General features: G+C 71.4%; 19 protein-coding genes. 8 read left to right on the top strand and 11 right to left on the bottom strand.

The genetic code is table 11. The features are described from left to right. Positions 1–11 precede the first annotated feature (11 nt). On the bottom strand, positions 12–3,074 hold the full coding sequence (gene uvrA / locus ACGH52_RS10280) for an excinuclease ABC subunit UvrA (protein WP_399938697.1): 3,063 nt from the start codon (positions 3,072–3,074) through the stop codon (positions 12–14). A 223-nt stretch (positions 3,075–3,297) separates the two neighbouring features. Here uvrA and ACGH52_RS10285 point away from each other — a divergent pair, with 223 nt between their 5' ends. Beyond that, complete coding sequence (locus ACGH52_RS10285; RefSeq protein WP_399938699.1) at positions 3,298–3,984, top strand: maleylpyruvate isomerase family mycothiol-dependent enzyme; 687 nt, start codon at positions 3,298–3,300, stop codon at positions 3,982–3,984. Positions 3,985–4,034: 50 nt separating this feature from the next. Next, positions 4,035–4,691, top strand: coding sequence for an MBL fold metallo-hydrolase (locus ACGH52_RS10290; RefSeq protein WP_059300241.1), 657 nt, complete (start codon positions 4,035–4,037; stop codon positions 4,689–4,691). A 210-nt stretch (positions 4,692–4,901) separates the two neighbouring features. Here the strand turns inward: ACGH52_RS10290 and aroQ are convergent, their stop codons facing one another. The 7 genes from aroQ to ACGH52_RS10325 all read right to left on the bottom strand — a co-directional run bounded on the left by aroQ (position 4,902) and on the right by ACGH52_RS10325 (position 13,896). Further along, positions 4,902–5,375: a type II 3-dehydroquinate dehydratase gene (aroQ, locus tag ACGH52_RS10295; RefSeq protein WP_121704172.1), complete on the bottom strand. Its 474-nt coding sequence runs from the start codon at positions 5,373–5,375 to the stop codon at positions 4,902–4,904. An 84-nt stretch (positions 5,376–5,459) separates the two neighbouring features. After that, a complete protein-coding gene (locus tag ACGH52_RS10300; RefSeq protein WP_121704171.1) occupies positions 5,460–6,560 on the bottom strand; it encodes a calcium:proton antiporter in 1,101 nt (366 codons plus the stop codon). 147 nt (positions 6,561–6,707) lie between these two features. Continuing rightward, the gene (locus ACGH52_RS10305; RefSeq protein ID WP_076973823.1) at positions 6,708–7,709 is read right to left on the bottom strand and encodes a TerC/Alx family metal homeostasis membrane protein; all 1,002 of its coding nucleotides are present in this window, start codon (positions 7,707–7,709) and stop codon (positions 6,708–6,710) included. Positions 7,710–7,961: 252 nt separating this feature from the next. Further along, on the bottom strand, positions 7,962–9,986 hold the full coding sequence (locus tag ACGH52_RS10310; RefSeq protein ID WP_399938702.1) for a TerD family protein: 2,025 nt from the start codon (positions 9,984–9,986) through the stop codon (positions 7,962–7,964). A gap of 131 nt (positions 9,987–10,117) precedes the next feature. After that, positions 10,118–10,696 carry a TerD family protein gene (locus ACGH52_RS10315; RefSeq protein ID WP_059300246.1) on the bottom strand — a complete coding sequence of 193 codons (579 nt, stop codon included), beginning with the start codon at positions 10,694–10,696 and terminating at the stop codon, positions 10,118–10,120. 142 nt (positions 10,697–10,838) lie between these two features. Further along, complete coding sequence (uvrB, locus tag ACGH52_RS10320; RefSeq protein ID WP_121700588.1) at positions 10,839–12,977, bottom strand: excinuclease ABC subunit UvrB; 2,139 nt, start codon at positions 12,975–12,977, stop codon at positions 10,839–10,841. Between the two features lie 40 nt (positions 12,978–13,017). Further along, a complete protein-coding gene (locus ACGH52_RS10325) occupies positions 13,018–13,896 on the bottom strand; it encodes an MHYT domain-containing protein (RefSeq protein WP_399938704.1) in 879 nt (292 codons plus the stop codon). Positions 13,897–14,186: 290 nt separating this feature from the next. Between ACGH52_RS10325 and ACGH52_RS10330 the strand changes: the two genes are divergently transcribed. After that, positions 14,187–15,056: a glycerophosphodiester phosphodiesterase family protein gene (locus ACGH52_RS10330; protein ID WP_121700740.1), complete on the top strand. Its 870-nt coding sequence runs from the start codon at positions 14,187–14,189 to the stop codon at positions 15,054–15,056. Between the two features lie 36 nt (positions 15,057–15,092). Further along, positions 15,093–15,647, top strand: coding sequence for a methylated-DNA--[protein]-cysteine S-methyltransferase (locus ACGH52_RS10335; RefSeq protein ID WP_076973828.1), 555 nt, complete (start codon positions 15,093–15,095; stop codon positions 15,645–15,647). A gap of 24 nt (positions 15,648–15,671) precedes the next feature. Here ACGH52_RS10335 and ACGH52_RS10340 read toward each other — a convergent pair whose 3' ends face one another. Further along, positions 15,672–16,100, bottom strand: a complete 429-nt coding sequence (locus tag ACGH52_RS10340; protein ID WP_076973829.1) for a VOC family protein — start codon at positions 16,098–16,100, stop codon at positions 15,672–15,674. Between the two features lie 139 nt (positions 16,101–16,239). Between ACGH52_RS10340 and ACGH52_RS10345 the strand changes: the two genes are divergently transcribed. After that, entirely contained in the window at positions 16,240–17,145 is a 906-nt protein-coding gene (locus tag ACGH52_RS10345; RefSeq protein ID WP_399946701.1) for a pseudouridine-5'-phosphate glycosidase, read from the top strand. Then, positions 17,142–18,077, top strand: a complete 936-nt coding sequence (locus ACGH52_RS10350) for a carbohydrate kinase family protein (protein ID WP_121700744.1) — start codon at positions 17,142–17,144, stop codon at positions 18,075–18,077. Before ACGH52_RS10345 ends, ACGH52_RS10350 begins: the two co-directional genes overlap by 4 nt. 6 nt (positions 18,078–18,083) lie before the next feature. On the opposite strand, the gene ACGH52_RS10355 is transcribed toward ACGH52_RS10350, so the two are convergent. Beyond that, complete coding sequence (locus ACGH52_RS10355; protein ID WP_210975569.1) at positions 18,084–18,878, bottom strand: methyltransferase domain-containing protein; 795 nt, start codon at positions 18,876–18,878, stop codon at positions 18,084–18,086. Positions 18,879–19,122: 244 nt separating this feature from the next. On the opposite strand from ACGH52_RS10355, the gene ACGH52_RS10360 reads away from it, so the two are divergent. After that, positions 19,123–20,250 (top strand): magnesium and cobalt transport protein CorA, encoded by a 1,128-nt coding sequence (locus ACGH52_RS10360; protein ID WP_399938707.1) that lies wholly within the window; start codon positions 19,123–19,125, stop codon positions 20,248–20,250. A gap of 65 nt (positions 20,251–20,315) precedes the next feature. Here ACGH52_RS10360 and ACGH52_RS10365 read toward each other — a convergent pair whose 3' ends face one another. Beyond that, on the bottom strand, positions 20,316–20,948 hold the full coding sequence (locus ACGH52_RS10365) for a uridine kinase (RefSeq protein WP_210975567.1): 633 nt from the start codon (positions 20,946–20,948) through the stop codon (positions 20,316–20,318). A gap of 245 nt (positions 20,949–21,193) precedes the next feature. Here ACGH52_RS10365 and ACGH52_RS10370 point away from each other — a divergent pair, with 245 nt between their 5' ends. Continuing rightward, the gene (locus ACGH52_RS10370) at positions 21,194–21,673 is read left to right on the top strand and encodes a DUF1772 domain-containing protein (protein ID WP_399938709.1); all 480 of its coding nucleotides are present in this window, start codon (positions 21,194–21,196) and stop codon (positions 21,671–21,673) included. The last annotated feature ends 55 nt before the right edge of the window (positions 21,674–21,728 follow it).

A 21,728-nucleotide genomic window follows, 5' to 3' on the forward strand; every position in this document is an offset into this window, starting at 1 on the left:
GCCGTCGGGACTCAGGCCTTGCTCGCCCGCGTGGTCTTCTTCGCGGCGGGCTTGGCGGCCTTCTTGGCCGTCGTCTTGGCCGTCGTGGCCGACTTGGCCGTCTTGCCGGCGGAGGCCTTCTTGGCGGCCGTGCCCGTGACCGTCTTCGTGGCGGTCTTCTTGGCGGTGGCCTTGGTCGCGATCGTCTTCGCCGCCTTGCGCGGCCTGGTCACCGCGGACGCGTCGCTGACCCGGTCGGCGCCGAGGACGTCCCGCAGGAACTTGCCGGTGTGGCTGGCGGGCACGCCCGCGACCTGCTCGGGTGTGCCCTCGGCGACCACCAGGCCACCACCGGCGCCACCCTCGGGGCCCATGTCGACCACCCAGTCGGCGGTCTTGATCACGTCGAGGTTGTGCTCGATGACGATGACCGTGTTGCCCTTGTCGACCAGGCCGCCGAGGACCGTCAGCAGCTTGCTGATGTCCTCGAAGTGCAGACCGGTGGTCGGCTCGTCCAGGACGTAGACCGTGCGCCCGGTGGAGCGGCGCTGCAGCTCGCTGGCGAGCTTGACGCGCTGGGCCTCGCCGCCGGACAGGGTGGTCGCGGACTGGCCGAGCCGGACGTAGCCGAGGCCGACGTCCTTCAGGGTCTTCATGTGCCGGGAGATGGCGGGGACCGCCTCGAAGAAGTCGGTCGCCTCCTCGATCGGCATGTTCAGGACGTCGGCGATGGACTTGCCCTTGTAGTGGACCTCCAGGGTCTCCCGGTTGTACCGGGCGCCGTGGCAGACCTCGCACGGGACGTAGACGTCCGGGAGGAAGTTCATCTCGATCTTGATCGTGCCGTCGCCCGCGCAGTTCTCGCAGCGGCCGCCCTTGACGTTGAAGGAGAAGCGGCCGGGCAGGTAGCCCCGCACCTTCGCCTCCGTCGTCTCGGCGAACAGCTTGCGGATGTGGTCGAAGACGCCGGTGTACGTCGCCGGGTTCGACCGCGGGGTGCGGCCGATGGGCGACTGGTCGACGTGGACGACCTTGTCCACGAGGTCGTCGCCGTCCACGCGCGTGTGCCTGCCCGGGACGTTCCGCGCGCCGTTCAGTTCGCGGGCCAGGTGGGTGTACAGGATGTCGTTGACCAGCGTCGACTTGCCGGAGCCCGAGACGCCGGTGACGGCCGTGAACACGCCCAGCGGGAAGGACACGTCGATGTCCTGGAGGTTGTTCTCCCGCGCGCCGTGCACGGTCAGCCGCCGGGAGGGGTCCTGCGGGCGCCTGATGTCGGGCAGCGGGATGGCCTTGCGCCCGGACAGGTACAGCCCGGTCTGCGACTCGGCGTTGTCGAGCAGCTCCTTGACGGAGCCGCTGTGCACCACCTTGCCGCCGTGCTCGCCGGCGCCGGGGCCGATGTCGACGATCCAGTCGGCGACCTTGATGGTGTCCTCGTCGTGCTCGACGACGATGAGCGTGTTGCCCATGTCGCGCAGCCGGACGAGGGTCTCGATCAGCCGGTGGTTGTCGCGCTGGTGCAGGCCGATGGACGGCTCGTCGAGGACGTACAGAACGCCGACGAGTCCGGAGCCGATCTGGGTGGCCAGCCGGATGCGCTGGGCCTCGCCGCCGGAGAGGGTGCCCGCCGCGCGGTTCAGCGAGAGGTAGTCCAGGCCGACGTCGACCAGGAACCGCAGTCGTTCGTTGACCTCCTTCAGCACGCGCTCGGCGATCTTCTTGTCCCGCGCGTTGAGCGTCAGCTCGCCCAGGAAGTCCGCGCAGTCGCTGATGGACATCGCCGAGACCTCGGCGATCGACTTGCCCATGACGGTGACCGCGAGGACGAGGGGCTTGAGGCGCGTGCCCTCACAGGTGGGGCAGGGCACCTCGCGCATGTAGCCCTCGAAGCGCTCGCGGCTGGCGTCGCTCTCCGCCTCGCTGTGCCGGCGCTTGACGAAGGGGATCGCGCCCTCGAAGGCCGTGGTGTACCGGCGCTCGCGGCCGTACCGGTTGCGGTAGCGGACCTCGACCTGGGTCTTGTGGCCGTACAGCAGGGCCTTGCGGGCGCGCACCGGCAGCCCCGCGAAGGGGATGTCCGTACGGAAGCCGAGCGCGTCCGCGAGGGCGCCGATCAGGCGGCCGAAGTAGTCCTTGGTGTGCCCGTGCGACCAGGGGTGGATGGCGCCCTCGTCGAGGGACTTGTCCTCGTCGGGGACGATCAGCTCCGGGTCGACCTCCATGCGGGTGCCGATGCCGGAGCAGTCGGGGCAGGCGCCGAAGGGCGAGTTGAAGGAGAAGGAGCGGGGCTCCAGCTCCTCGAAGGACAGGTCGTCGTACGGGCAGTACAGGTGCTCCGAGTACATGCGCTCGCGCTCGGGGTCGTCCTCGGGGAGGTCGACGAAGTCGAGCACGACCATGCCGCCGGAGAGGCCGAGGGCGGTCTCCACGGAGTCGGTGAGGCGCCGCTTGGCGGTGTCCTTGACCGTGAGGCGGTCGACGACCACCTCGATGGTGTGCTTCTCCTGCTTCTTCAGCGTGGGCGGGTTGGACAGCTGGACGGTCTCGCCGTCCACTCGCGCGCGGGAGTAGCCCTTGGTCTGGAGGTCGGCGAAGAGGTCGACGAACTCGCCCTTGCGCTCGCGCACCAGCGGCGACAGCACCTGGAAGCGGCTGCCCTCCGGCAGCTCCAGGACCTTGTCCACGATGGCCTGCGGCGACTGGCGCGAGATCGGGCGGCCGCACTGGGGGCAGTGCGGCTTGCCGATGCGGGCGAAGAGCAGGCGCAGGTAGTCGTAGACCTCGGTGATGGTGCCGACCGTGGAGCGCGGGTTGCGCGAGGTCGACTTCTGGTCGATGGAGACCGCCGGGGAGAGGCCCTCGATGAAGTCGACGTCCGGCTTGTCCATCTGGCCGAGGAACTGCCGGGCGTAGGAGGAGAGCGACTCCACGTAGCGCCGCTGGCCCTCGGCGAAGATCGTGTCGAAGGCCAGGGAGGACTTGCCCGACCCGGACAGGCCCGTGAAAACGATGAGCGAGTCGCGAGGCAGGTCGAGCGAGACGTTCTTCAGGTTGTGCTCGCGCGCGCCACGGACGATGAGACGGTCGGCCACGCCGGTCCGCACCTTTCTTGAGAGAAGTGACAGGGGCGAGGCCCCCGTCTTTCTCAGACTAGGGGGAGCCACTGACAACGCCGGTCGGATTCACCGGTTGTCAACAAACCCCGACTTCCCAGCATGCCCGACGCCGCAGTCGACCTTATAGCACGTGCATTCGAATTACGGTGGTCGTCCACAACCTTCACCCGAAGGTGTGGCTCGGTCTAAGGTCAGCAGCATGATGGATCACGCTCATGACCTGGCGTCTGTACGTGACGCGACCGATCGGCTGCTCACCGCGGTCGGGAAACTGGACAACGCGTCCGTGACGGAGTCGTCACGGCTTCCCGGCTGGAGTCGCGGCCATGTCCTGGCCCACCTCGCCCGCAACGCGGACGCTCTCGTGAACGTCCTCGAAGGACGCCCCATGTACGTCTCCGGCGAGGCCCGGGACGCCGACATCGAGCGGGACGCCCCACGCCCCCTGGACGCGCAGCTCGCGGACGTGCGCGAGAGCGCGGCCCGGTTCCAGGACGTCTCGGCCGTCCCCGCGGACTGGTCGCGCACCGTGGAGCTGCGCAACGGGGTCACGGACTCGGCCTCCAGGGTGCCGTTCCGGCGGTGGGTCGAGGTGGAACTGCACCATGTGGACCTGGGCATCGGCTACGAGCTGGAAGATCTTCCGGCGGAGTTCACCGAGCGGGAGACCGACTTCCTCGCCGCCCGGTTCGCCGGTCACCCCGAGGTGCCGCCGACCCGGCTCACGGACGGCACGCGCGCGTGGCGCACGGGACGGGAGGCGGGTACCACCGAGGTGACCGTCACCGGTCCCCCGGCCGATCTGCTCGGCTGGCTCGCCGGTCGCCGTGAGGGCTCGGCGCTCCGGGTGGAGGGCGGTCCGCTGCCGGCGCTGCCTCCCCTGTAGGCGGGCGGGAGGCGTCCTGCGGAGGGTCTCCCGGCGCTAGGCTGGCGGTCATGACGTACAGCGGAGAGGTGCGGGTCGGCGGCCCCGCCGACGTGCACGAGCTCAAGGACCTGATGATCACCAAGGTCGCGGTCGGCCCGATGGACAACAACGCCTATCTGCTGCGCTGCCGGGCCACCGACGAGCAACTGCTGATCGACGCCGCCAACGACGCGCACTCGCTGCTCGGCACGATCGGTGACGGAGGCATCGCGTCCGTCGTCACCACCCACCGGCACGGCGACCACTGGCAGGCCCTCGCCGAGGTCGTCGCGGCCACCGGCGCCCGCACCCACGCCGGCCGGCACGACGCCGAGGGCATCCCGGTGCCGACCGACGTCCTGGTCGACGACGGCGACACGATCCGGGTGGGGCAGGTGGAGCTGACCGCACGCCACCTCGTCGGACACACACCGGGCTCCATCGTCCTCGTCTACGACGACCCGCACGGGCATCCTCATGTGTTCACCGGGGACTGTCTCTTCCCAGGCGGTGTGGGCAACACCCACAAGGATCCGAAGGCGTTCGCCAGTCTCCTCCACGACGTGGAGACCAAGGTCTTCGCCGCGCTCCCGGACGAGACGTGGGTCTACCCCGGGCACGGCAACGACACGACGCTCGGCGCGGAGCGGCCGCACCTGCCGGAATGGCGGGCCCGCGGCTGGTGACGGCCGGGCGCGTCGGCCCCGGGCCCGCGCTCTCGCGCCTCCGTACGCGCCCCGTGTGAAGCGTTCGCACACACCCGCGGTCCGCGCGCGCTCCCGCGCACCGGTGCCACGCGGTCGACTGGTGGCAGCCCCGCACGGGAACGACGGCTCCTGGGCGGCACGGGCCGCCGGCCTCCCGATCCCCGCCCCCCGGCCGGCGGCCCCGGCACCTCAGGCTCTGGCCGAGCCCGCCCCGGCCAGGGCCGCGATCCGCTCCACACCGAAGACGTACCCCTGCACCCCGCACCCCGCGACGACTCCGTCGGCGCGCTGCGACACGTAGGAGTGGTGCCGGAACGCCTCACGCTGGTGGATGTTGGAGATGTGGACCTCCACCACCGGCAGCCCGTCGCACGCGTTGAGCGCGTCCAGGATGGCGACGGACGTGTGCGAGTAGGCGGCGGGGTTGATCACGATCCCGCAGTGGTTCAGCCGGGCTTCGTGGATCCAGTCGACCAGTTCGCCCTCGTGGTTGGACTGCCGGAAGTCCACCGTGCCGCCGTGCGCGGCCGCCGCCTTCACGCACAGCGCCTCGACGTCGCCGAGGGTCTCGGAGCCGTAGATCTCCGGCTGGCGCCGGCCGAGCAGGTTCAGGTTGGGCCCGTTCAGGATCATGATCGGGGCGTTGGCCAGGGTGCGGGGCACGGTTCCTCCGGTCCGTGAGGGGGTGCGGCGCGATCGCCGCTCGGTCCCCGGTCTATCACGGTGCACCGAATGCCCGTCCCCGGCCTACGGGTTGACGGCCAGTTCCAGGTAGGCCGCGAACAGCACCAGGTGGACGCCGCCCTGCAAGGGCGTGGCCCGGCCCGGCACGACCGTCAGGGAGGCCACCACCACGGTCAGGGCGAGCAGCACCATGTGGATGGAGCTGAGGCCGAGCACCAGCGGCCCGCTGAGCCACACGGAGGCCAGGGCGACGGCGGGGATGGTCAGGCCGATGCTGGCCATGGCCGAACCGAGCGCCAGGTTCAGGCTGGTCTGCACCCGGTCCCGGCGCGCGGAACGCACCGCGGCGATGGTTTCGGGGAGCAGGACCAGCAAGGCGATGATGACGCCGACCACGGCGTGGTGGAGCCCGGCGGCCGCCACCCCGTCCTCGATGGTCGGCGACACTCCCTTGGCGAGGCCGACGACCCCGATCAGGGCCAGGCCCAGCATTCCCAGGCTGAGCAGGGCCGTGCGCGCGGACGGTGCGTGGGCGTGTTCCTCGGCCGTGATCACTTCGCCCTGCCGGGTGATCGGCAAGAAGTAGTCGCGGTGCCGCACGGTCAGGGTCGCGATGAACAAGCCGTAGAGGACGAGCGAGGACAGCGCGGCGAAGGTCAGCTGCACGGTGGAGAACTCCGGCCCGGGCGCGCTGGTGGTGAAGGTCGGCAGCACCAGGCTGAGGGTGGCCAGGGTCGCCACCGTCGCGAGGGCGGCACCGGTGCCCTCCGGGTTGAACACCGCGATCCCGTGTCGCAGCGAGGCGACCAGGAGGCTGAGGCCGACGACCCCGTTGCAGGTGATCATGACGGCCGCGAAGACCGTGTCCCGGGCCAGGGAGGCGCTCTTGTCGCCGCCGTCCGCCATCAGGGTCACGATGAGCGCGACCTCGATGACCGTGACCGCGATGGCGAGGACCAGGGAGCCGAAGGGCTCGCCGACCCGGTGGGCGACCACCTCGGCATGGTGCACGGCGGCCAGGACGGACGCCGCCAGGACGATCGTGAGCAGCGCGACGACCGCGCCGGGCAATGGGCGGCCCCAGGTGAAAGCCAGCAATACGACCGCGATCACGGGCGTGACGGTCGTCCACTGTGCGAGGAGCGCCCTGGGACCGGTGACCATGCGGTGATCGTCGCAGAGGGCGACGGGCGCCGCATTCCGGATCTCCGGCGCCCTCACTCACCGAGCACGCGGGCCCGACGAGCACGTCGAGCATGCGGGGAGCGGCGAAGGGCTTACCGCCGTTCGCCGCTCCCGGGCCCGGGTCGATCAGGCCTCGATGCTGTCCTTCGTTGCTTCGCCGCTTCCGGCGGCCGCCGCTTCCGCCTCGGCCTGCTTCTTCGAGGCACGGAGGCTGGTGATCGTGGTGACGATCAGGACGGAGCAGATCACGCCGAGCGAGACCGGGATGCTGATCTCGGGGACGTGGACACCGGACTCGTGCAGGGCGTGCAGCACCAGCTTGACGCCGATGAAGCCCAGGATCACGGACAGACCGTACGAGAGGTGGACCAGCTTCTTCAGCAGACCACCGATGAGGAAGTACAGCTGTCGCAGGCCCATGAGGGCGAACGCGTTGGCCGTGAACACGATGTACGGGTCCTGCGTCAGACCGAAGATCGCCGGGATGGAGTCGAGCGCGAAGAGCACGTCGGTGGTGCCGATGGCGAGCATCACGACCAGCATCGGGGTCATGATCCGCTTGCCGTTCTCCTCGATCCACAGCTTGGTGCCGTGGTACCGGTCGGCGACCCCGAAGCGTCGCTCGGCGGCCTTGAGGAGCTTGTTCTCCTCGAACTCCTCGTCCTCCTCGTCGGCCCTGGCCTCCTGGATGAGCTTCCAGGCGGTGTAGATGAGGAAGGCACCGAAGATGTAGAAGACCCAGGCGAAGCTGGCGAGGATCGCGGCGCCCGCGGCGATGAAGATGGCCCTCAGGACCAGGGCTATGAGGACACCGATGAGCAGAACCCGCTGCTGGTACTGCGAGGGAACCGCGAACTTCGCCATGATCAGGACGAAGACGAAGAGGTTGTCCACGCTCAGCGACTTCTCGGTGATGAAGCCCGCGAAGAACTCGCCGGCGGGTTCACCGCCTCCGAAGAGGAGCAGGCCGAGCCCGAAGAGGCCCGCCAAGGCGATCCAGACGCCGGTCCAGATACCGGCTTCCTTGATCGATACGTCGTGCGGTTTGCGGCCGATGAAGAAATCGACCGCGATGAGGGCGGCAAGGCCCACGATGGTCAGGACCCACAGGGTCACCGAAACTTCCACTACGCCTCCGGCAGTACGTCACACGGCAAATGTCAGCGTCGTCGCTGCCGGAGGTCTCTTCCACCCAGGAGTCCGGGACGCGCGATGCGCCCGGAACCACGGGCCGACGCCCCGGGATCTGGCCTGATCCGTATTGACGGGTACGCCGCACAGACAGGGAGTACTCCCCTCCGTACGGACGACAGTACCCCAATCCCCAAGGGAAGGTAAAGAGATTTGCAAATAAAGCTCAAAAGCCCAGCTCGGAGGTGGTCACCGGCCCCATGACCGACGGGCGGCGGCGACCTGGGAGAGCACCTGTCGGAGCACCTGGCTGCCGGGCGGCACGAGTGGGGGCTCGTAGGTCCAGGCATGCCCGACCCACGGGTCGGCGAGGTGGTCGTCGGCCACCGGAGTCAGCCGGAGCAGCGAGCGCCACAGGGGGTCGAGCAGCGGTCCGAACCCGGCGGACTCCTCGCGGTCGGCGACCATCATCAGATGAACGCCGACGGCCGGACCCTCGTCGGCGAGGTAGCGCAGCTGGTTGACGGCCCGGTCGTCGAAACCGTGCGGGAAGTCGTTGACGATCAGCAGCTGCTGCGAGGTGTCGAGGCCGGGCGGGAGCGCGTCCGGGGCACCTGCGCGCAACGCCATCTGGACCAGGTCGACGCGCTGGGTGAGACGGGCCAGCACGTCCGCCGTCCCCACCGCTCCCTGGGCGGGCGGCGCGGCGAGCACTCCGCTCTGCACCAGCGGCGCCAGTGCCTGCGCCCCGGATCCGGCCGGGTCGATGACGTGCACGGTGAACTCGCCCGCCGGGTAGATGGCGAGCAGCCGGGCCGCGTGGGCGACGGCCGCCTCCAGGCCTAGGCGCCGCATCTCGTGGGAGTCGGCGAACGAACCGTCGAGCGAAGGGGAGCGTCCGCTGTCGATCCACAGGCCGCGCTCCAGCGGCAGCCGGATCAGCATCGGGACGCGTATCCGGTCGGCCTCCGGCAGATGGAGATCGCCCAGCCTCAGGGCCATCGGGATCTCCATGGGGACGCGGTAGGCGTGCCAGACGGGGTTGTCCCAGCGTGCGAAGGCCGCCGGCAGGGCGGGCTCGACGACCTCGGCCTCGGCGACGAGCTGGGCGACGTCCCGGTCCAGGACCTCCCGGGCCTGGGACACCAGCTGGCCGTGCCGCGAGCGGGCCGCCTCGCGGGCGGCGTCACCCTGTCCGCCGATCCGGCTGCGGGGATCGGACAGCACCTGGTCGAGTTCCTTCTCCATGCGGGATTCGGCGAAGTCGACGGCGCTGCGGTAGGCGGCCGTGGTGCGGGCCAGGTCCTCGAACATGCCCCACACCTGGTTGTAGAGCCGCTCCTCCATGGACCAGCCGGTGGCGTCGCCCGCGACGGGCCGGGCGGACTGGCCGGGTTCGGCAGGGGGCGCGGCCGGCGGGGGCGGGGGCGGCGCCGCGTTCTGCCGACGCGGGTGGCTGTAGTCGATCGGCCCGCCTCCGGCGGGGGCGGACGCGGACGGCTGGCCGGTGGTGGCGGGCTCCCCCGGCCCGCCCGGGTACGGCTGCGGAGCCCCGGACCGTCCGGCCGCCCCGGGCGTCTGCGGGCCGGGGGCGGAAGCGCCCTGGGGGTCGTACGGAGACGTCGGCGGCGGTACGGGAGCGCCGGGGCCGGTCCGGGGCGCGGTCCCGTGGTCCGGGCGGTGCGCCGGGGCGGTGGCCGGAGGGGCCGGTATCGAACGGGCCAGCCCGCTCGATACCGCCTCGTGGATGCTCGCCGCGAGCTGGTGGGCCTGGGACAGCTTCTGGTCGGCGAGAAGCTCGGCGAGTCCGCCCGCGTAGCCCTGGCCGACGGCGCGGACCTTCCAGGCGCCCTGGCGCCGGTAGAGCTCCAGGGCGACGACGGCGGTTTCGGCCTCCAGGCCGGTGACGGTGTAGCTGGCGACCTCGCCGCCGTCGAGGTCCGTGACGGCGATGAAGGGGGCGGCGACGGCACCGAACCGGGCCGGACCGTTCCCGCCGACGGGCAGGGCGAGCAGCACACTGACGCGGTGCACCGCGTCGGACACGGCGTCCAGGTCCACCGCGAGGCGGTGGTCGGCGGCGGCCTGCCGGGAGACTTCGAGGCCCGGCAGGGTGGGCGCGCCCGGGTGGGCCACCCGTTCGACGCCGTGGATGGTGCCGTTCTCGTCGCCGAGCGTGGCCCCGGCCACGACCGGCGTGCCGGCCGAGACCCGGATCTCGAGACGAGCCCGGGGCAGCGGGTGGTTCTGTCCCCGCGTCAGCTCGGCCGTCATCGCCTTTCCCCCTGTGTCATTCGTGTGGCACCCGCGAGACGTCATGCGGGCCGGCCGGTCCCGCGAGCGGGACCGGCCGTTCATGTCGGACTGCTACGGGCCGGACTCCCGCAGGCCGGCTGCTTCGGCCGCTACAGGACCGGCAGGATCGCCGGCATCAGGTCCTGGAAGGTGCGGCCGTTGGCCGGGGTGCCGATGGCGGTCATCGCCCAGCCCTGGCCCGCGCGGTGCACCTTGGCCATGATCTGGGCCGTGAACGCTCCGCCGCCCGCCAGCGTGTAGCGGGCGAGTTCCTGGCCGTTGGTCTCGTCGACCAGGCGGCAGAAGGCGTTCTGCACCTCCTGGAAGGTCTGGCCGGTGAAGGAGTTCACCGTGAAGACGATCTGGTCGATGTGGACCGGAACGCGCTGCAGGTCGACGAGGACCGCCTCGTCGTCGCCGCCCTGGCCGACACCGCCGACGAGGTTGTCCCCGGTGTGGCGCACCGAGCCGTCGTCGCTCACCAGGTGGCGGAAGAAGACGACGTCGACCGGCTGCTTGTCCGCGAAGAGGACCGCGGAGGCGTCCAGGTCGATCTCCCGGGTGCGCGAACCGAACAGGCCGCGCCGGGGAGCCGCCTGCCAGCCGAGACCCATGCGCACCGACGTCAGGCTGCCGCCGTCGCTCTTCTGCAGACTGATGGCCTGACCCTTGGTCATGTTGACGGTCACGCGCTGATCCCCTCTCGAACTGTCCCCTGTTGCCGCGGTCTCCGCGGTTGACCAGAACCCTACGCAGGGGCACTGACAGTGCCCCACCCCGGTCCGCGCTTTGTGTCGGTCTTGCAACACAGCGCGTGCCCCGGACGTGCCGTCAGGCCAGGCCCGCCTCCTTCATCTGGCGCAGTTCCTTCTTCATCTCGGAGACCTCGTCGCGCAGCCGGGCCGCGATCTCGAACTGGAGGTCGGCCGCGGCCGCCCGCATCCGGGTGGTGAGGTCCTCGATCTGCTCGGCCAGCTCCGCCGCGGGGCGGTCGGTCACCGGCGTCTCCTTGGCCCTGCCCTTGGCCGCCTTGGCTCCGCCCGTCGCCTGGCCGCCCAGCGCGGGCACGGGGGCCTTGGCGCCCTTGCCCTCCTTCGTCTGGCGGTAGCCCGAGCCGAGGAGCTGTTCGGTGTCGACGTCCTCGCGGGCGATCTGCGCGACGATGTCGTTGATCTTCTTGCGGAGGGGCTGCGGGTCGATGCCGTTCGCCTTGTTGAAGGCGACCTGCTTCTCGCGCCGGCGGTTGGTCTCGTCGATGGCCTTCTCCATCGCCGGCGTGATCTTGTCCGCGTACATGTGGACCTGGCCGGAGACGTTGCGCGCCGCGCGGCCGATGGTCTGGATCAGGGAGGTGCCGGAGCGCAGGAAGCCCTCCTTGTCGGCGTCGAGGATCGCCACCAGGGACACCTCGGGCAGGTCGAGGCCCTCACGCAGCAGGTTGATGCCGACCAGGACGTCGTACTCGCCGGCGCGCAGCTCGCGCAGCAGCTCGACGCGGCGCAGCGTGTCGACGTCGCTGTGGAGGTAGCGGACCTGGATGCCGAGCTCCAGGAAGTAGTCGGTGAGGTCCTCGGCCATCTTCTTGGTGAGGGTGGTGACCAGGACGCGCTCGTCCTTCTCGGTGCGCTTGCGGATCTCGTGCACCAGGTCGTCGATCTGGCCCTCGGTGGGCTTGACGACGACCTCGGGGTCGACCAGACCGGTGGGGCGGATGATCTGCTCGACGGCGCCGTCCGAGCGGGAGAGCTCGTAGGCGCCCGGGGTGGCCGACAGGTACACGGTCTGGCCGATGCGCTCCTGGAACTCCTCCCACTTCAGCGGGCGGTTGTCGAGCGCGGAGGGCAGCCGGAAGCCGTGGTCGACCAGGGTCCGCTTGCGGGAGGCGTCGCCCTCGTACATGGCGCCGATCTGCGGGACGGTGACGTGCGACTCGTCGATGACGAGCAGGAAGTCGTCCGGGAAGTAGTCCAGCAGCGTGTTCGGAGGGGAGCCGGGCGAGCGGCCGTCGAAGTGCATCGAGTAGTTCTCCACGCCGGAGCAGGAGCCGATCTGGCGGAGCATCTCGATGTCGTAGGTGGTGCGCATCCGCAGCCGCTGGGCCTCCAGGAGCTTGCCCTGCTTCTCCAGCTCGGTCAGGCGCTCGGCCAGCTCCTTCTCGATGTCGTTGACCGCCCGCTCCAGGCGCTCGGGACCGGCGACGTAGTGGGAGGCCGGGAAGACGTACAGCTGCTGGTCGTCGCTGATGATCTCGCCGGTGACCGGGTGGAGCGTGGACAGGGCCTCGATCTCGTCGCCGAACATCTCGATGCGGACGGCCAGCTCCTCGTAGACCGGGAAGATCTCGATGGTGTCGCCGCGCACCCGGAAGGTGCCGCGGGCGAAGGCCATGTCGTTGCGCGTGTACTGGATGTCGACGAAGCGGCGCAGCAGCTCGTCCCGGTCGTGCTCCTCGCCGACCCGCAGCGGGACCATGCGGTCGACGTACTCCTGCGGAGTGCCGAGGCCGTAGATGCAGGACACGGAGGCGACCACGATGACGTCGCGTCGGGTGAGCAGCGAGTTCGTGGCGGAGTGGCGCAGCCGCTCCACCTCCTCGTTGACCGAGGAGTCCTTCTCGATGTAGGTGTCCGACTGGGGGACGTAGGCCTCGGGCTGGTAGTAGTCGTAGTACGAGACGAAGTACTCGACGGCGTTGTTGGGGAGCAGCTCGCGGAACTCGTTCGCCAGCTGGGCGGCCAGGGTCTTGTTCGGCGCCATCACCAGGGTGGGGCGCTGGAGCTTCTCGATCATCCACGCGGTGGTGGCGGACTTGCCGGTGCCGGTCGCGCCGAGCAGGACGACGTCCTTCTCGCCTGCCTGGACGCGCCGGGCCAGCTCGGCGATGGCCGCCGGCTGGTCGCCGTTGGGCTGGTAGGGACTGACGACCTCGAAGGGCGCCACCGTGCGTTCGATCTGGGAAACGGGCCGCATGGGTTCCACCGTACGACCCCGCACTGACAACGGGTCCCGGTCAGCGGTTCTGCGGGGTGCGGGGGCGCCGGTGGACGAGGGGGCGGCGGGCGCGGCGCGCGGGGTGGTGCGCCGGGTGACGGATCGTGCGCGCGGCGTCGGCGTGGGCGGGGATGCCCGGCTTCCGCTCGACGGGGGCCGCCGCGGGCTTCCCCATGACCATCAGCGGGTCGAGCACGACGACGGCGCCGGCGAGGAGGAGGAATGCGAGGGGGCCGATCAGCATGGGAGCGAGCAGTTCTGCGGGCGAGCCGCCTGTGGAGGGTTCGGCCGTGCCGCTGACATGGACCTCGACGGCGGCCATCCCCGTGTAGTGCATGCCGGTGACGGCCAGTCCCATGATCAGTGCGGCGCCCACGCTCCACAGGAAGCCCCGGACCTGTCCGGCCGCCCACAGGGCGGCGGTGGCGGCGGCCATGGCTATGACGACGGACACGGCGACGGTGAACGTGTTGTACGTCAGCTGTCCGTCCAGGTGCATCCCGGCCATTCCCAGGTAGTGCATCGAGGCGATGCCCAGGCCGGTGATGGTGCCGCCGGTGAACAGCGCCGTCCCGCTCGCGCCCCGGTAGCCGACGATGAAGATCCCGACCCCCACCATGACGATGGCGACGGCCAGGCTGGCGAAGGTCATCAGCCAGTCGTAGCGGATCGGCGTGTGTTCGATCGTGAAGCCCATCATCGCGACGAAGTGCATGGTCCAGATGCCGGAGCCGATCGCCGCCGAGCCGAGGGCGAGCCATCCCGGGCGCCAGGAACGGGTGACCAGCACGGCCCTGGCGGTGCAGCGCAGGCCGAGCGCGCCGCCGAGGCAGGCCATGAGGTAGGCCACCAGCGGTGTGACGAGTCCGTAGCTGAATCCGTCGACCGTGCTGTGCATGTGCGGCTGCCTTTCCGCCTTCTTACGCCCCGGTGGTGTCCCGGTTCCTTGCGATGTGCGCCCCCTCCCAGAACCGCGCGAACGATCAGGGTCGAGGCAGAGAGTATGACGCCCACCGGAATGGTCGAACGGTTCTCCGGCAAAGAATCACGGCCTCGCCCCAGTTGTGCCGTCCCCGTGAGCGTAGTTGAGCAACTCCATTCAGCCTGTGGCCACTCCGCACCTCTCTTTGGTTGACGCTCTGGTGTCACAGTGGTGCTGTCCGTGATCGTTCGACGCGAGGAGTACGCATGCACGTGCGCGCAGTAGCCGTCACGACCACCGCCCTTCTTGGAGTCGCCCTCACGGCTCCCCTCTCGCACGCCCGGACCGACGGGGCGGGCGACGACGGGCCCACGGTCGTCGCCCACCGGGGCGCTTCGGGGTACGCGCCGGAGAACACGCTGGCCGCCGTCGACCGGGCGGCCGAGCTGGGCATCCGCTGGGTGGAGAACGACGTCCAGCGCACCCGCGACGGCGAGCTCGTCGTCCTGCACGACGAGAGCCTGGCCCGTACGACCGACGTGGAGGAGGTCTTCCCCGACCGGTCGCCCTGGAAGGTGAAGGACTTCACGGCCGCCGAGATCGCGCGGCTGGACGCGGGGAGCTGGTTCGGCCCCGCGTACGCGGGCGCGCGCGTGCCGACGCTGGAGCAGTACGTGAACCGGGTGGAGCGCAACCACCAGAAGCTGCTGCTGGAGCTGAAGAGCCCCGGGCAGTACCCGGGCATCGAGCGGCAGACCCTCAAGGTCCTCGCCAACGAGGGCTGGCTCGACCGGCGGCACGTGGCCGGGCGGCTGGTCGTGCAGAGCTTCGACGCCGACAGCATCCGGACGGTCCACGATCTCAAGCCCGCCGTCAAGACCGGGTTCCTCGGCACCCCGGCCGTCTCGGAGCTGCCGGCGTACGCGGAGTTCGCCGACCAGATCAACCCGTCGCACGGCTCGCTCTCCATGAGCTACGTGTCAGCGGTCCACGCGTTCACCGGGCCGCACGGCAGGCCGCTGGAGGTACTCACCTGGACGGTGGACGACGCGGACACCGCGCGCCGGGTCGCCGGGTACGACGTCGACGGCATCATCACCAACAAGCCCGACGTGGTGCGGGACGCGGTGGACTGACCCGGCGTTGTCAGTGGCGGGCCGTACCGTGGCCGCATGGACAGCCCTGGGCAGTACGAACAGCAGGTCGTGTGGACCGTCGTCGGGACCGGCATCGGTCCGCTGCTGCTGGCCGCCACCCGCGACGGTCTGGTCAACGTGGTGTTCCACGCCACCGACGCCACGCGCGACCGGGCGCTCGAAAGGCTCGCGGCCCGGCTGGGCACGGAGCCGGTCGAGGCGCCCGGTTCCCCGCTGCTGGCCGAGGCGATACGCCAGGTGGAGGCGTACTTCGCGGGCAGGAGGCGTGACTTCGACGTGCCGTTGGACTGGTCGCTGATCTCGGGCTTCAACCGGCAGGTGCTGCGCGAGCTGGCGTCCGGCGTCCCCTACGGCCAGGTCGTCGGGTACGGCGACCTGGCCGGCCGGGTGGGGCAGCCGGGCGCCGCGCAGGCGGTGGGCATGGCCATGGGCGCCAATCCGCTGCCGGTCGTCGTGCCGTGCCACCGGGTCGTGGAGAGCGACGGCGGCATCGGCGGGTTCGGCGGCGGTGTGGACACCAAGCGGCGGCTGCTCGCGCTGGAGGGCGTGCTGCCCGAACCGTTGTTCTGAAGGGCGGGCAGCGGCCGGGTGGGGCTACTCGTAGTGCCGGGCCTCGATGATGTTGCCGTCCGGGTCGCCGAAGTAGAAGCTTCGCCTGGCCATGCCGCGGGCGCCGTAGGAGTCGTGCGAGAGGTCCGAGACGGGGACGGACTGCTCCTGCAGGCGGGTGCGCAGGGCGTCGAAGTCGGGTGCGGGCAGGGACACGCAGATGTGGTTGACGGGGTGCCCGGCGCCGGCGTCGGCGCCGGGGACCACGCGCATGCGCTCCGCCATGGCGTGCGGTGCGAGGTCGAGGATGGTCTCGTCGTTGATACGCACGGAGGGGAAGCTCACGGTCCCCGCGGCGTACTCGGTGACCCGCAGCGGTTCGAAGCCCAGGTTCTTCTCGTAGAAAGCGGCCGCGGCGACCGGGTCGCGCACCCAGAGGACGACGTGGTCGAGGCGTGTCGTGTTGTCCGTCATGGCTCCCAGGCTCGTGGCCGGTCCCCGGCGCCGCAAGGGGTCCGTCGGTGCACTGGCGGGGTTTGGCGCGGTCCCGCGCCCGCCAGGGATGAGAGAGACCGGAGCTGAGGGAGAACCGTCGGCAGGAGGCAGGCTCGTGATGCTGGTGGTGTCGCAAGAGGTACGGGAGGCGTTGGACACCCGTCGCCCCGTGGTGGCCCTGGAGTCCACGATCATCGCGCACGGCTTGCCGCGCCCGCGCAATCTGCTGGTGGCGCGGGAGCTGGAGGAGGCGGTACGGCAGGAGGGCGCCGTACCGGCGACGATCGCCGTCCTGGACGGGCGGCCGCACGTCGGTCTGGACAAGGAGCAGCTGGAGCGGGTCGCCAACGAGGACGGCATCCGCAAGCTGGGGCACCGGGACCTGCCGCTCGCGGTGGCCTGCGGCGCGAGCGGGGCGACCACCGTGTCGGCGACCGCCCTGCTCGCCGCTCTCGCGGGCGTGCGGGTGTTCGCGACCGGAGGGCTGGGCGGCGTCCACCGGGAGTGGACGGTGACGCAGGACGAGTCGGCCGACCTGGGCCTGCTGGCCCGCACCCGGATCACGGTGGTCTGCGCGGGCGTGAAGTCCATCCTGGACGTACCGGCGACCCTGCAGCGGCTGGAGACGCTGGGGGTCGCCGTGGCCGGGTACGGGACGGACCGCTTCCCCGGCTTCTACCTGTCCGACTCGGGACATCCGGTGGACTGGACGCTGGACGATCCGGAGCAGGTGGCGGCGGTCATGCGGGCGCAGGGCGCGCTGGGCGGGCCGCGGTCCGCGCTCGTGGTCGCCAACCCCGTGCCCGAGGAGGAGCAGCTCGATCCGGCGCTCCACGCGCGCGTGCTCGCCGACGCGCTGCACGCCTGCGAGGCGGAGGGGGTCACGGGCCAGGCGGTCACGCCGTTCCTCCTGGAGCGCCTGGTACGGCTCACCGACGGCGCCTCGCTGAGCGCCAACCTGGCGGCGGTACGGGGGAACGTGCGGCTGGCGGCCCGGATCGCCGCGGCCTGGACCGGGGCGTGACGGTGGCGCCGGGCGGTGTGCTGCTGGTCGTCGGGGACGTGGTCACGGACGTCGTCGCCCGGCACCGGGGACCACTGGCCGCCGGTACGGACACCGCCGCCACGGTCCGGCGGCTGCCCGGCGGGGCGGGTGCCAACGTGGCCTGCTGGGCCGCGCACGAAGGGTGCGCGGAGGTACGGCTGCTGGGCCGGGTGGGTGCCGACGCCTGCGCATGGCACGAACGGGAGCTGGCGGCGTGCGGGGTGCGGCCGCTCCTCGTCGTCGACGCGGCGGCGCCCACGGGGACGGTGATCTGCCTGGTCGACACCGCCGACTCGGCCGAGCGGACGTTCCTCACCGACAGCGGGGCGTCGCTGCGGTTCGGGCCGGACGACTGGTCGGACGCGCTGCTCGACGGCGTGGACCGGCTGCACCTCTCGGGCTACCTGCTGTTCTCGGAGCCGAGCCGCGCGCTGGTGTCGGCCGCCCTGTCGGCGGCCCGCGCGCGTGGAGTGCCGGTCAGCCTGGACCCGGCGTCGGCCGGGTTCCTCACCGCGCTGGGCGTCGACCGTTTCCTCGGCCTCGTCGAGGGCGTGGACGTGCTGCTGCCCAGTCGTGACGAGGCCTGTCTGCTCACCGGCCTGCCCGACGCGGGGGACGCGGCCGCGAAGCTCAGTCGGCACGTCCCGCTGGTGATCGTCAAGCAGGGCGCGGAAGGTGCCCTGGTGGCCCGGTCCGGCAGCGTGAGCGCACGGGTGGCCGCGGTCAGGGCGTCGCCCCGGGACAGCACGGGGGCCGGCGACGCCTTCACCGGCGCGTTCCTCGCCGCGCTGCTCGGGGGCGCGGAGCCCGGGGAGGCGGCGGCCGCCGGGTGCCGGGCCGGAGCACGGGCGGTCGAACGAGTGGGCGGGAGACCGCCGCGAACGGCCGACCGGCGAGCGGCCGACGGGTAGCCGGGGTTATGCCTTGCGCCCCCACGCCGAGATCATCGGCGCGGTCGCGAGGTCCATCCCGCCGGACGCGACGTTGGCGAGGTGGCGGTCGATGTCGTCGTGGGTGGCGACCCCGGCGGCGACCAGCTGGTCGCGGAGCTGTCGTACCGTCGCGGACTCCAGGGCGGCGCACGCGGGAGAGGTGACCGGGAAGTAGGCGTCGGCCTCCACTCGGCGCAGCCCCGCCTCCCGGAGCAGCCGGGGCAGCCGGCGGCCGTAGGAGAGGTCGGCACCGCGGTGGGACAGCAGTTGGCGGAAGCCGTTGCGGAGCCTGTTCGCCAGCTGCTGCTCGGGTCCGTGCTCGTCGGGGCAGAGCAGGGGCTGGAGCGCCGGGTCGGCGTCCTCGACGAGGAGGCGGCCACCGGGGCGCAAGGCCCTGATCATCGACCGCAACGCCCGGTCCCGGTCGGGGACATGGACGAGGACGAGCCGGGCGTGCACCAGGTCGAAGCCCTCCCCCGGCGGTTCCTCCGCGCCCACGTCGTGCACGCGCACCTCGACCGGCGGCCGGCCGGCCGGGACGACCCGTGAGGTGTCGATGTCCGTCGCGAGGACCCTGCCGGTCGGTCCGACCCGCTTGGCCAGCCACGACACCACGGAGGTGCCTCCGGCCCCGGCCTCCCAGCAGCGCCAGCCGGGGCCGACGCCGAGTGCCTCCAGGTGCCGGAACGTCGTGGGGTCGAAGAGGGTGGCGAAGGCGTCGAAGCGCTCCGCCGCCTCGGACCTGCCGTTGTCGAGGAGGTATCCGTCGGTTCGCGTCATGCGGCGATCATCCCAGTTGTCCCGCTTGTGCGAAGGGGACGACGCTCCGGCACCAGGGCCTCCTCCGGGCGGCCGGGGCCCCCGGGGCGGGGCCTGCGCAGCCCCCTCGCGGCCCGTCCACAGGCGGGAACAAAGCGGAACCCGCCGTTTCCACAGGCGCGTTCGCCGTACCCGCCGGCCTGGCAGACTGGCGTGCCAAGGCGCGGGAAGCACGGCGCGAGGGGACCCACGCGAGGAGATTCGGATGACCATGGCGGGGAATCTGCGGAAGGTCACGGGGCTGGGAGGGACCGGCGGCCTCCGGAAGGTGGCACGGCTGGCCCGCCGACGGCCGCGGGTGGACCTGAGCCACCACGCCCGTTCCCCGCTGGGTTCCTCGGTGGTGAACTGCGTGACCTACCGGGACGGTGTCCGCACGCCCGAGGGCGGCGATCCGGTCGAGGCCGTGGCGCGGATGCGCAGACGCGGGGCGGGCTTCGTCTGGCTCGGCCTGCACGAGCCTACGGACGAGGAGTTCGCGGGGGTCGCGGAGCTGTTCGAGCTGCATCCGCTGGCGGTCGAGGACGCGATCGAGGCCCACCAGCGGCCCAAGGTGGAGCGGTACGGAGAGACGCTCTTCGCCGTGTTCAAGACGGTCTGCTACGTGGAGCACGAGGAGCTCACCGCCACCAGCGAGGTGGTGAGCACCGGCGAGATCATGGTGTTCGCCGGGCAGGACTTCGTGATCACCGTGCGGCACGGGCGGCACGGCTCGCTGGGGCCGTTGCGGGAAGGGCTGGAGTCCGATCCGGCGCAGCTCGCCAAGGGACCGTCGGCGGTGCTGCACGCGGTCGCGGACCATGTGGTGGACGACTTCCTGAGCGTCATCGAGTCGGTCCAGGAGGACGTCGACCACGTCGAGACGGAGGTCTTCGCGGAGAACGGCGCGCGGGTGGACCCGGGGCGCATCTACCAGCTCAAGCGCGAACTGCTGGAGCTGCGGCGGGCCGTGGTGCCGCTCGGCCGGCCGCTGGAGGAGCTGGCCACGCGGCCGTTCCGTGTGGTCGACCCGGAGATACAGGCCTACTTCCGCGACGTCGCCGACCACCTGCTGCGGGCCACCGAACAGATCGCGGCGTTCGACGAACTCCTCAACTCGATCCTCCAGGCACACCTCGCCCGGGTGACGGTCGCGCAGAACGAGGACATGCGGAAGATCACGGCATGGGCCGCCATCGTCGCGGTGCCCACGATGGTCTGCGGGGTGTACGGCATGAATTTCGACCACATGCCGGAGCTGGGCTGGCGGTACGGCTACGGTCTGGTCATAGGCGTGATAGCCGTCGCCTGCCTGGCGCTGCACCGGGGCTTCAGGCGCAACGGCTGGCTCTGAGAGCCGGCCGCGTCCCGGGTCGGCGGCTCCGGGTCAGCGGCTCTCCGAGTCAGCGGCTCTCCGGATCAGCCGCTCCAGGCGGGATGCCGTGGGTCGTCGGCACGCACCAGGATGTCGGCGGTGCCCGACGGGTCGGTCTCCTCGTCGTAGCGTTCGAATGCGGGCAGGGTCCACTGCTCGCTCTCGGGGGTGCGGCGACGCAGGGCGCCCGGGGTGAGGACGAGATGGACGCTCAGATCGAGGGGGAACCAGTGACGGAGCAGAAAGGGACCGTGGAGCAGCAGCGCACCGCCGGGAGGGAGCGGGACGTAGGGGCTGCGGGTGGCCCGGTCGGTGACCGGGTCCCACAGGTCGGGCAGGACCCGCCCGTCGCCGCCGGGGCCGAGGGGGTCGAAGACCTCGCGCCACAGTGCGCCCGTGTCGTACCAGCCGTTGTAGTAGGTCTCGACGTCCTGGTGTCCGTACTCCAGGCGGAGCGAGGCGGGTCGCAGGAAGCCCTCCGTTCCGACGACGAGGGAGGGGCGGCCGCGGACGCGCAGGGCCTCACCGACCCGTTCGGCGAGGTCGCCGGGGCGGGCCGCCGGGGCGCCGTCGAGGGCGACGCGCGTCCAGGCGCCGCCGTCGGTGGGCTTCAGGTCGAGCAGTCGCTCGGCGAGCCGGTCGCCGAGCCGGTCCCAGGTGATCGCTTCCAGTCGCACCCGCCCATGATGCGTCAGTTCCCGCGCCGGTCGGCACGGCGGCGGCCCCGCCGCTCGCCGCCAGGCCCTCCTGGACGCTCGCGCACGGACCCGCGGGGCTCAGCCATGGTCACCGTGCCGGCGCGGAGGTTGACTTGGGTGTCCGACGGGCGGTGGCGCCGGGACGGCGTGCACCGGGCCGGGGGCTGCTCCACGGGTGGGGGCTGGGACGGGTGGGAGTCGAGACGGGTGGGAGCTGACAGAACATGATCGAGGGACCGTACTTCGTCCTGGCGGTGCTGGGGGTGCTCGGGACCGGTGTGATGGCCGGTGTCTTCTGCGCGTTCTCCACCTTCGTCATGCGGGGGCTGGCCGCGCTGCCGCCCGCACAGGGGGTCGCCGCAATGAACGCGATCAACAGGGCCGCGGTGGGCCCGGCCTTCATGTCGGTGTTCCTCGGGACGGCGTTGCTGGCCGTCGTGATCGCCGCGGTCACGTTGGCGGTGTGGCCGAAGGACGCGGCGGTGGAACTGCTGCTGGGCAGCGGGCTGTACCTGGTCGGATCGTTCGGGGTCACAGCGGCGGCCAACGTGCCGCGCAACGACGCGCTGCTCCGGCTGGAGCCGGGTTCCGCGGAGGCGGCCGACCGCTGGACGGCGTACGTGCGCGAGTGGACGGCCTGGAACCACGTGCGTACGGTCGCCGCGGCCGCCGCGGCGACGGCGTACGTGCTGGCCCTCGCCTGAGTCGGGCGAGGGGCCCGTCCGGCGTTCTGCGCGTCGGGCGGGCCGGTCGTATCGT

The sequence above is a fragment of the Streptomyces sp. BBFR25 genome, assembly GCF_044590125.1.
GTDB lineage: Bacteria > Actinomycetota > Actinomycetes > Streptomycetales > Streptomycetaceae > Streptomyces > Streptomyces canus_D.

What these genes read in the sequence shown, in the direction of transcription:
- ACGH52_RS10285 (WP_399938699.1), top strand. Translation starts at nt 3,298, where the DNA reads ATGATGGATCACGCTCATGACCTGGCGTCTGTACGTGACGCGACCGAT.
- ACGH52_RS10290 (WP_059300241.1), top strand. Translation starts at nt 4,035, where the DNA reads ATGACGTACAGCGGAGAGGTGCGGGTCGGCGGCCCCGCCGACGTGCAC.
- ACGH52_RS10300 (WP_121704171.1), bottom strand. Translation starts at nt 6,560, where the DNA reads ATGGTCACCGGTCCCAGGGCGCTCCTCGCACAGTGGACGACCGTCACG.
- ACGH52_RS10310 (WP_399938702.1), bottom strand. Translation starts at nt 9,986, where the DNA reads ATGACGGCCGAGCTGACGCGGGGACAGAACCACCCGCTGCCCCGGGCT.
- uvrB (WP_121700588.1), bottom strand. Translation starts at nt 12,977, where the DNA reads ATGCGGCCCGTTTCCCAGATCGAACGCACGGTGGCGCCCTTCGAGGTC.
- ACGH52_RS10325 (WP_399938704.1), bottom strand. Translation starts at nt 13,896, where the DNA reads ATGCACAGCACGGTCGACGGATTCAGCTACGGACTCGTCACACCGCTG.
- ACGH52_RS10330 (WP_121700740.1), top strand. Translation starts at nt 14,187, where the DNA reads ATGCACGTGCGCGCAGTAGCCGTCACGACCACCGCCCTTCTTGGAGTC.
- ACGH52_RS10335 (WP_076973828.1), top strand. Translation starts at nt 15,093, where the DNA reads ATGGACAGCCCTGGGCAGTACGAACAGCAGGTCGTGTGGACCGTCGTC.
- ACGH52_RS10340 (WP_076973829.1), bottom strand. Translation starts at nt 16,100, where the DNA reads ATGACGGACAACACGACACGCCTCGACCACGTCGTCCTCTGGGTGCGC.
- ACGH52_RS10345 (WP_399946701.1), top strand. Translation starts at nt 16,240, where the DNA reads ATGCTGGTGGTGTCGCAAGAGGTACGGGAGGCGTTGGACACCCGTCGC.
- ACGH52_RS10355 (WP_210975569.1), bottom strand. Translation starts at nt 18,878, where the DNA reads ATGACGCGAACCGACGGATACCTCCTCGACAACGGCAGGTCCGAGGCG.
- ACGH52_RS10360 (WP_399938707.1), top strand. Translation starts at nt 19,123, where the DNA reads ATGACCATGGCGGGGAATCTGCGGAAGGTCACGGGGCTGGGAGGGACC.
- ACGH52_RS10370 (WP_399938709.1), top strand. Translation starts at nt 21,194, where the DNA reads ATGATCGAGGGACCGTACTTCGTCCTGGCGGTGCTGGGGGTGCTCGGG.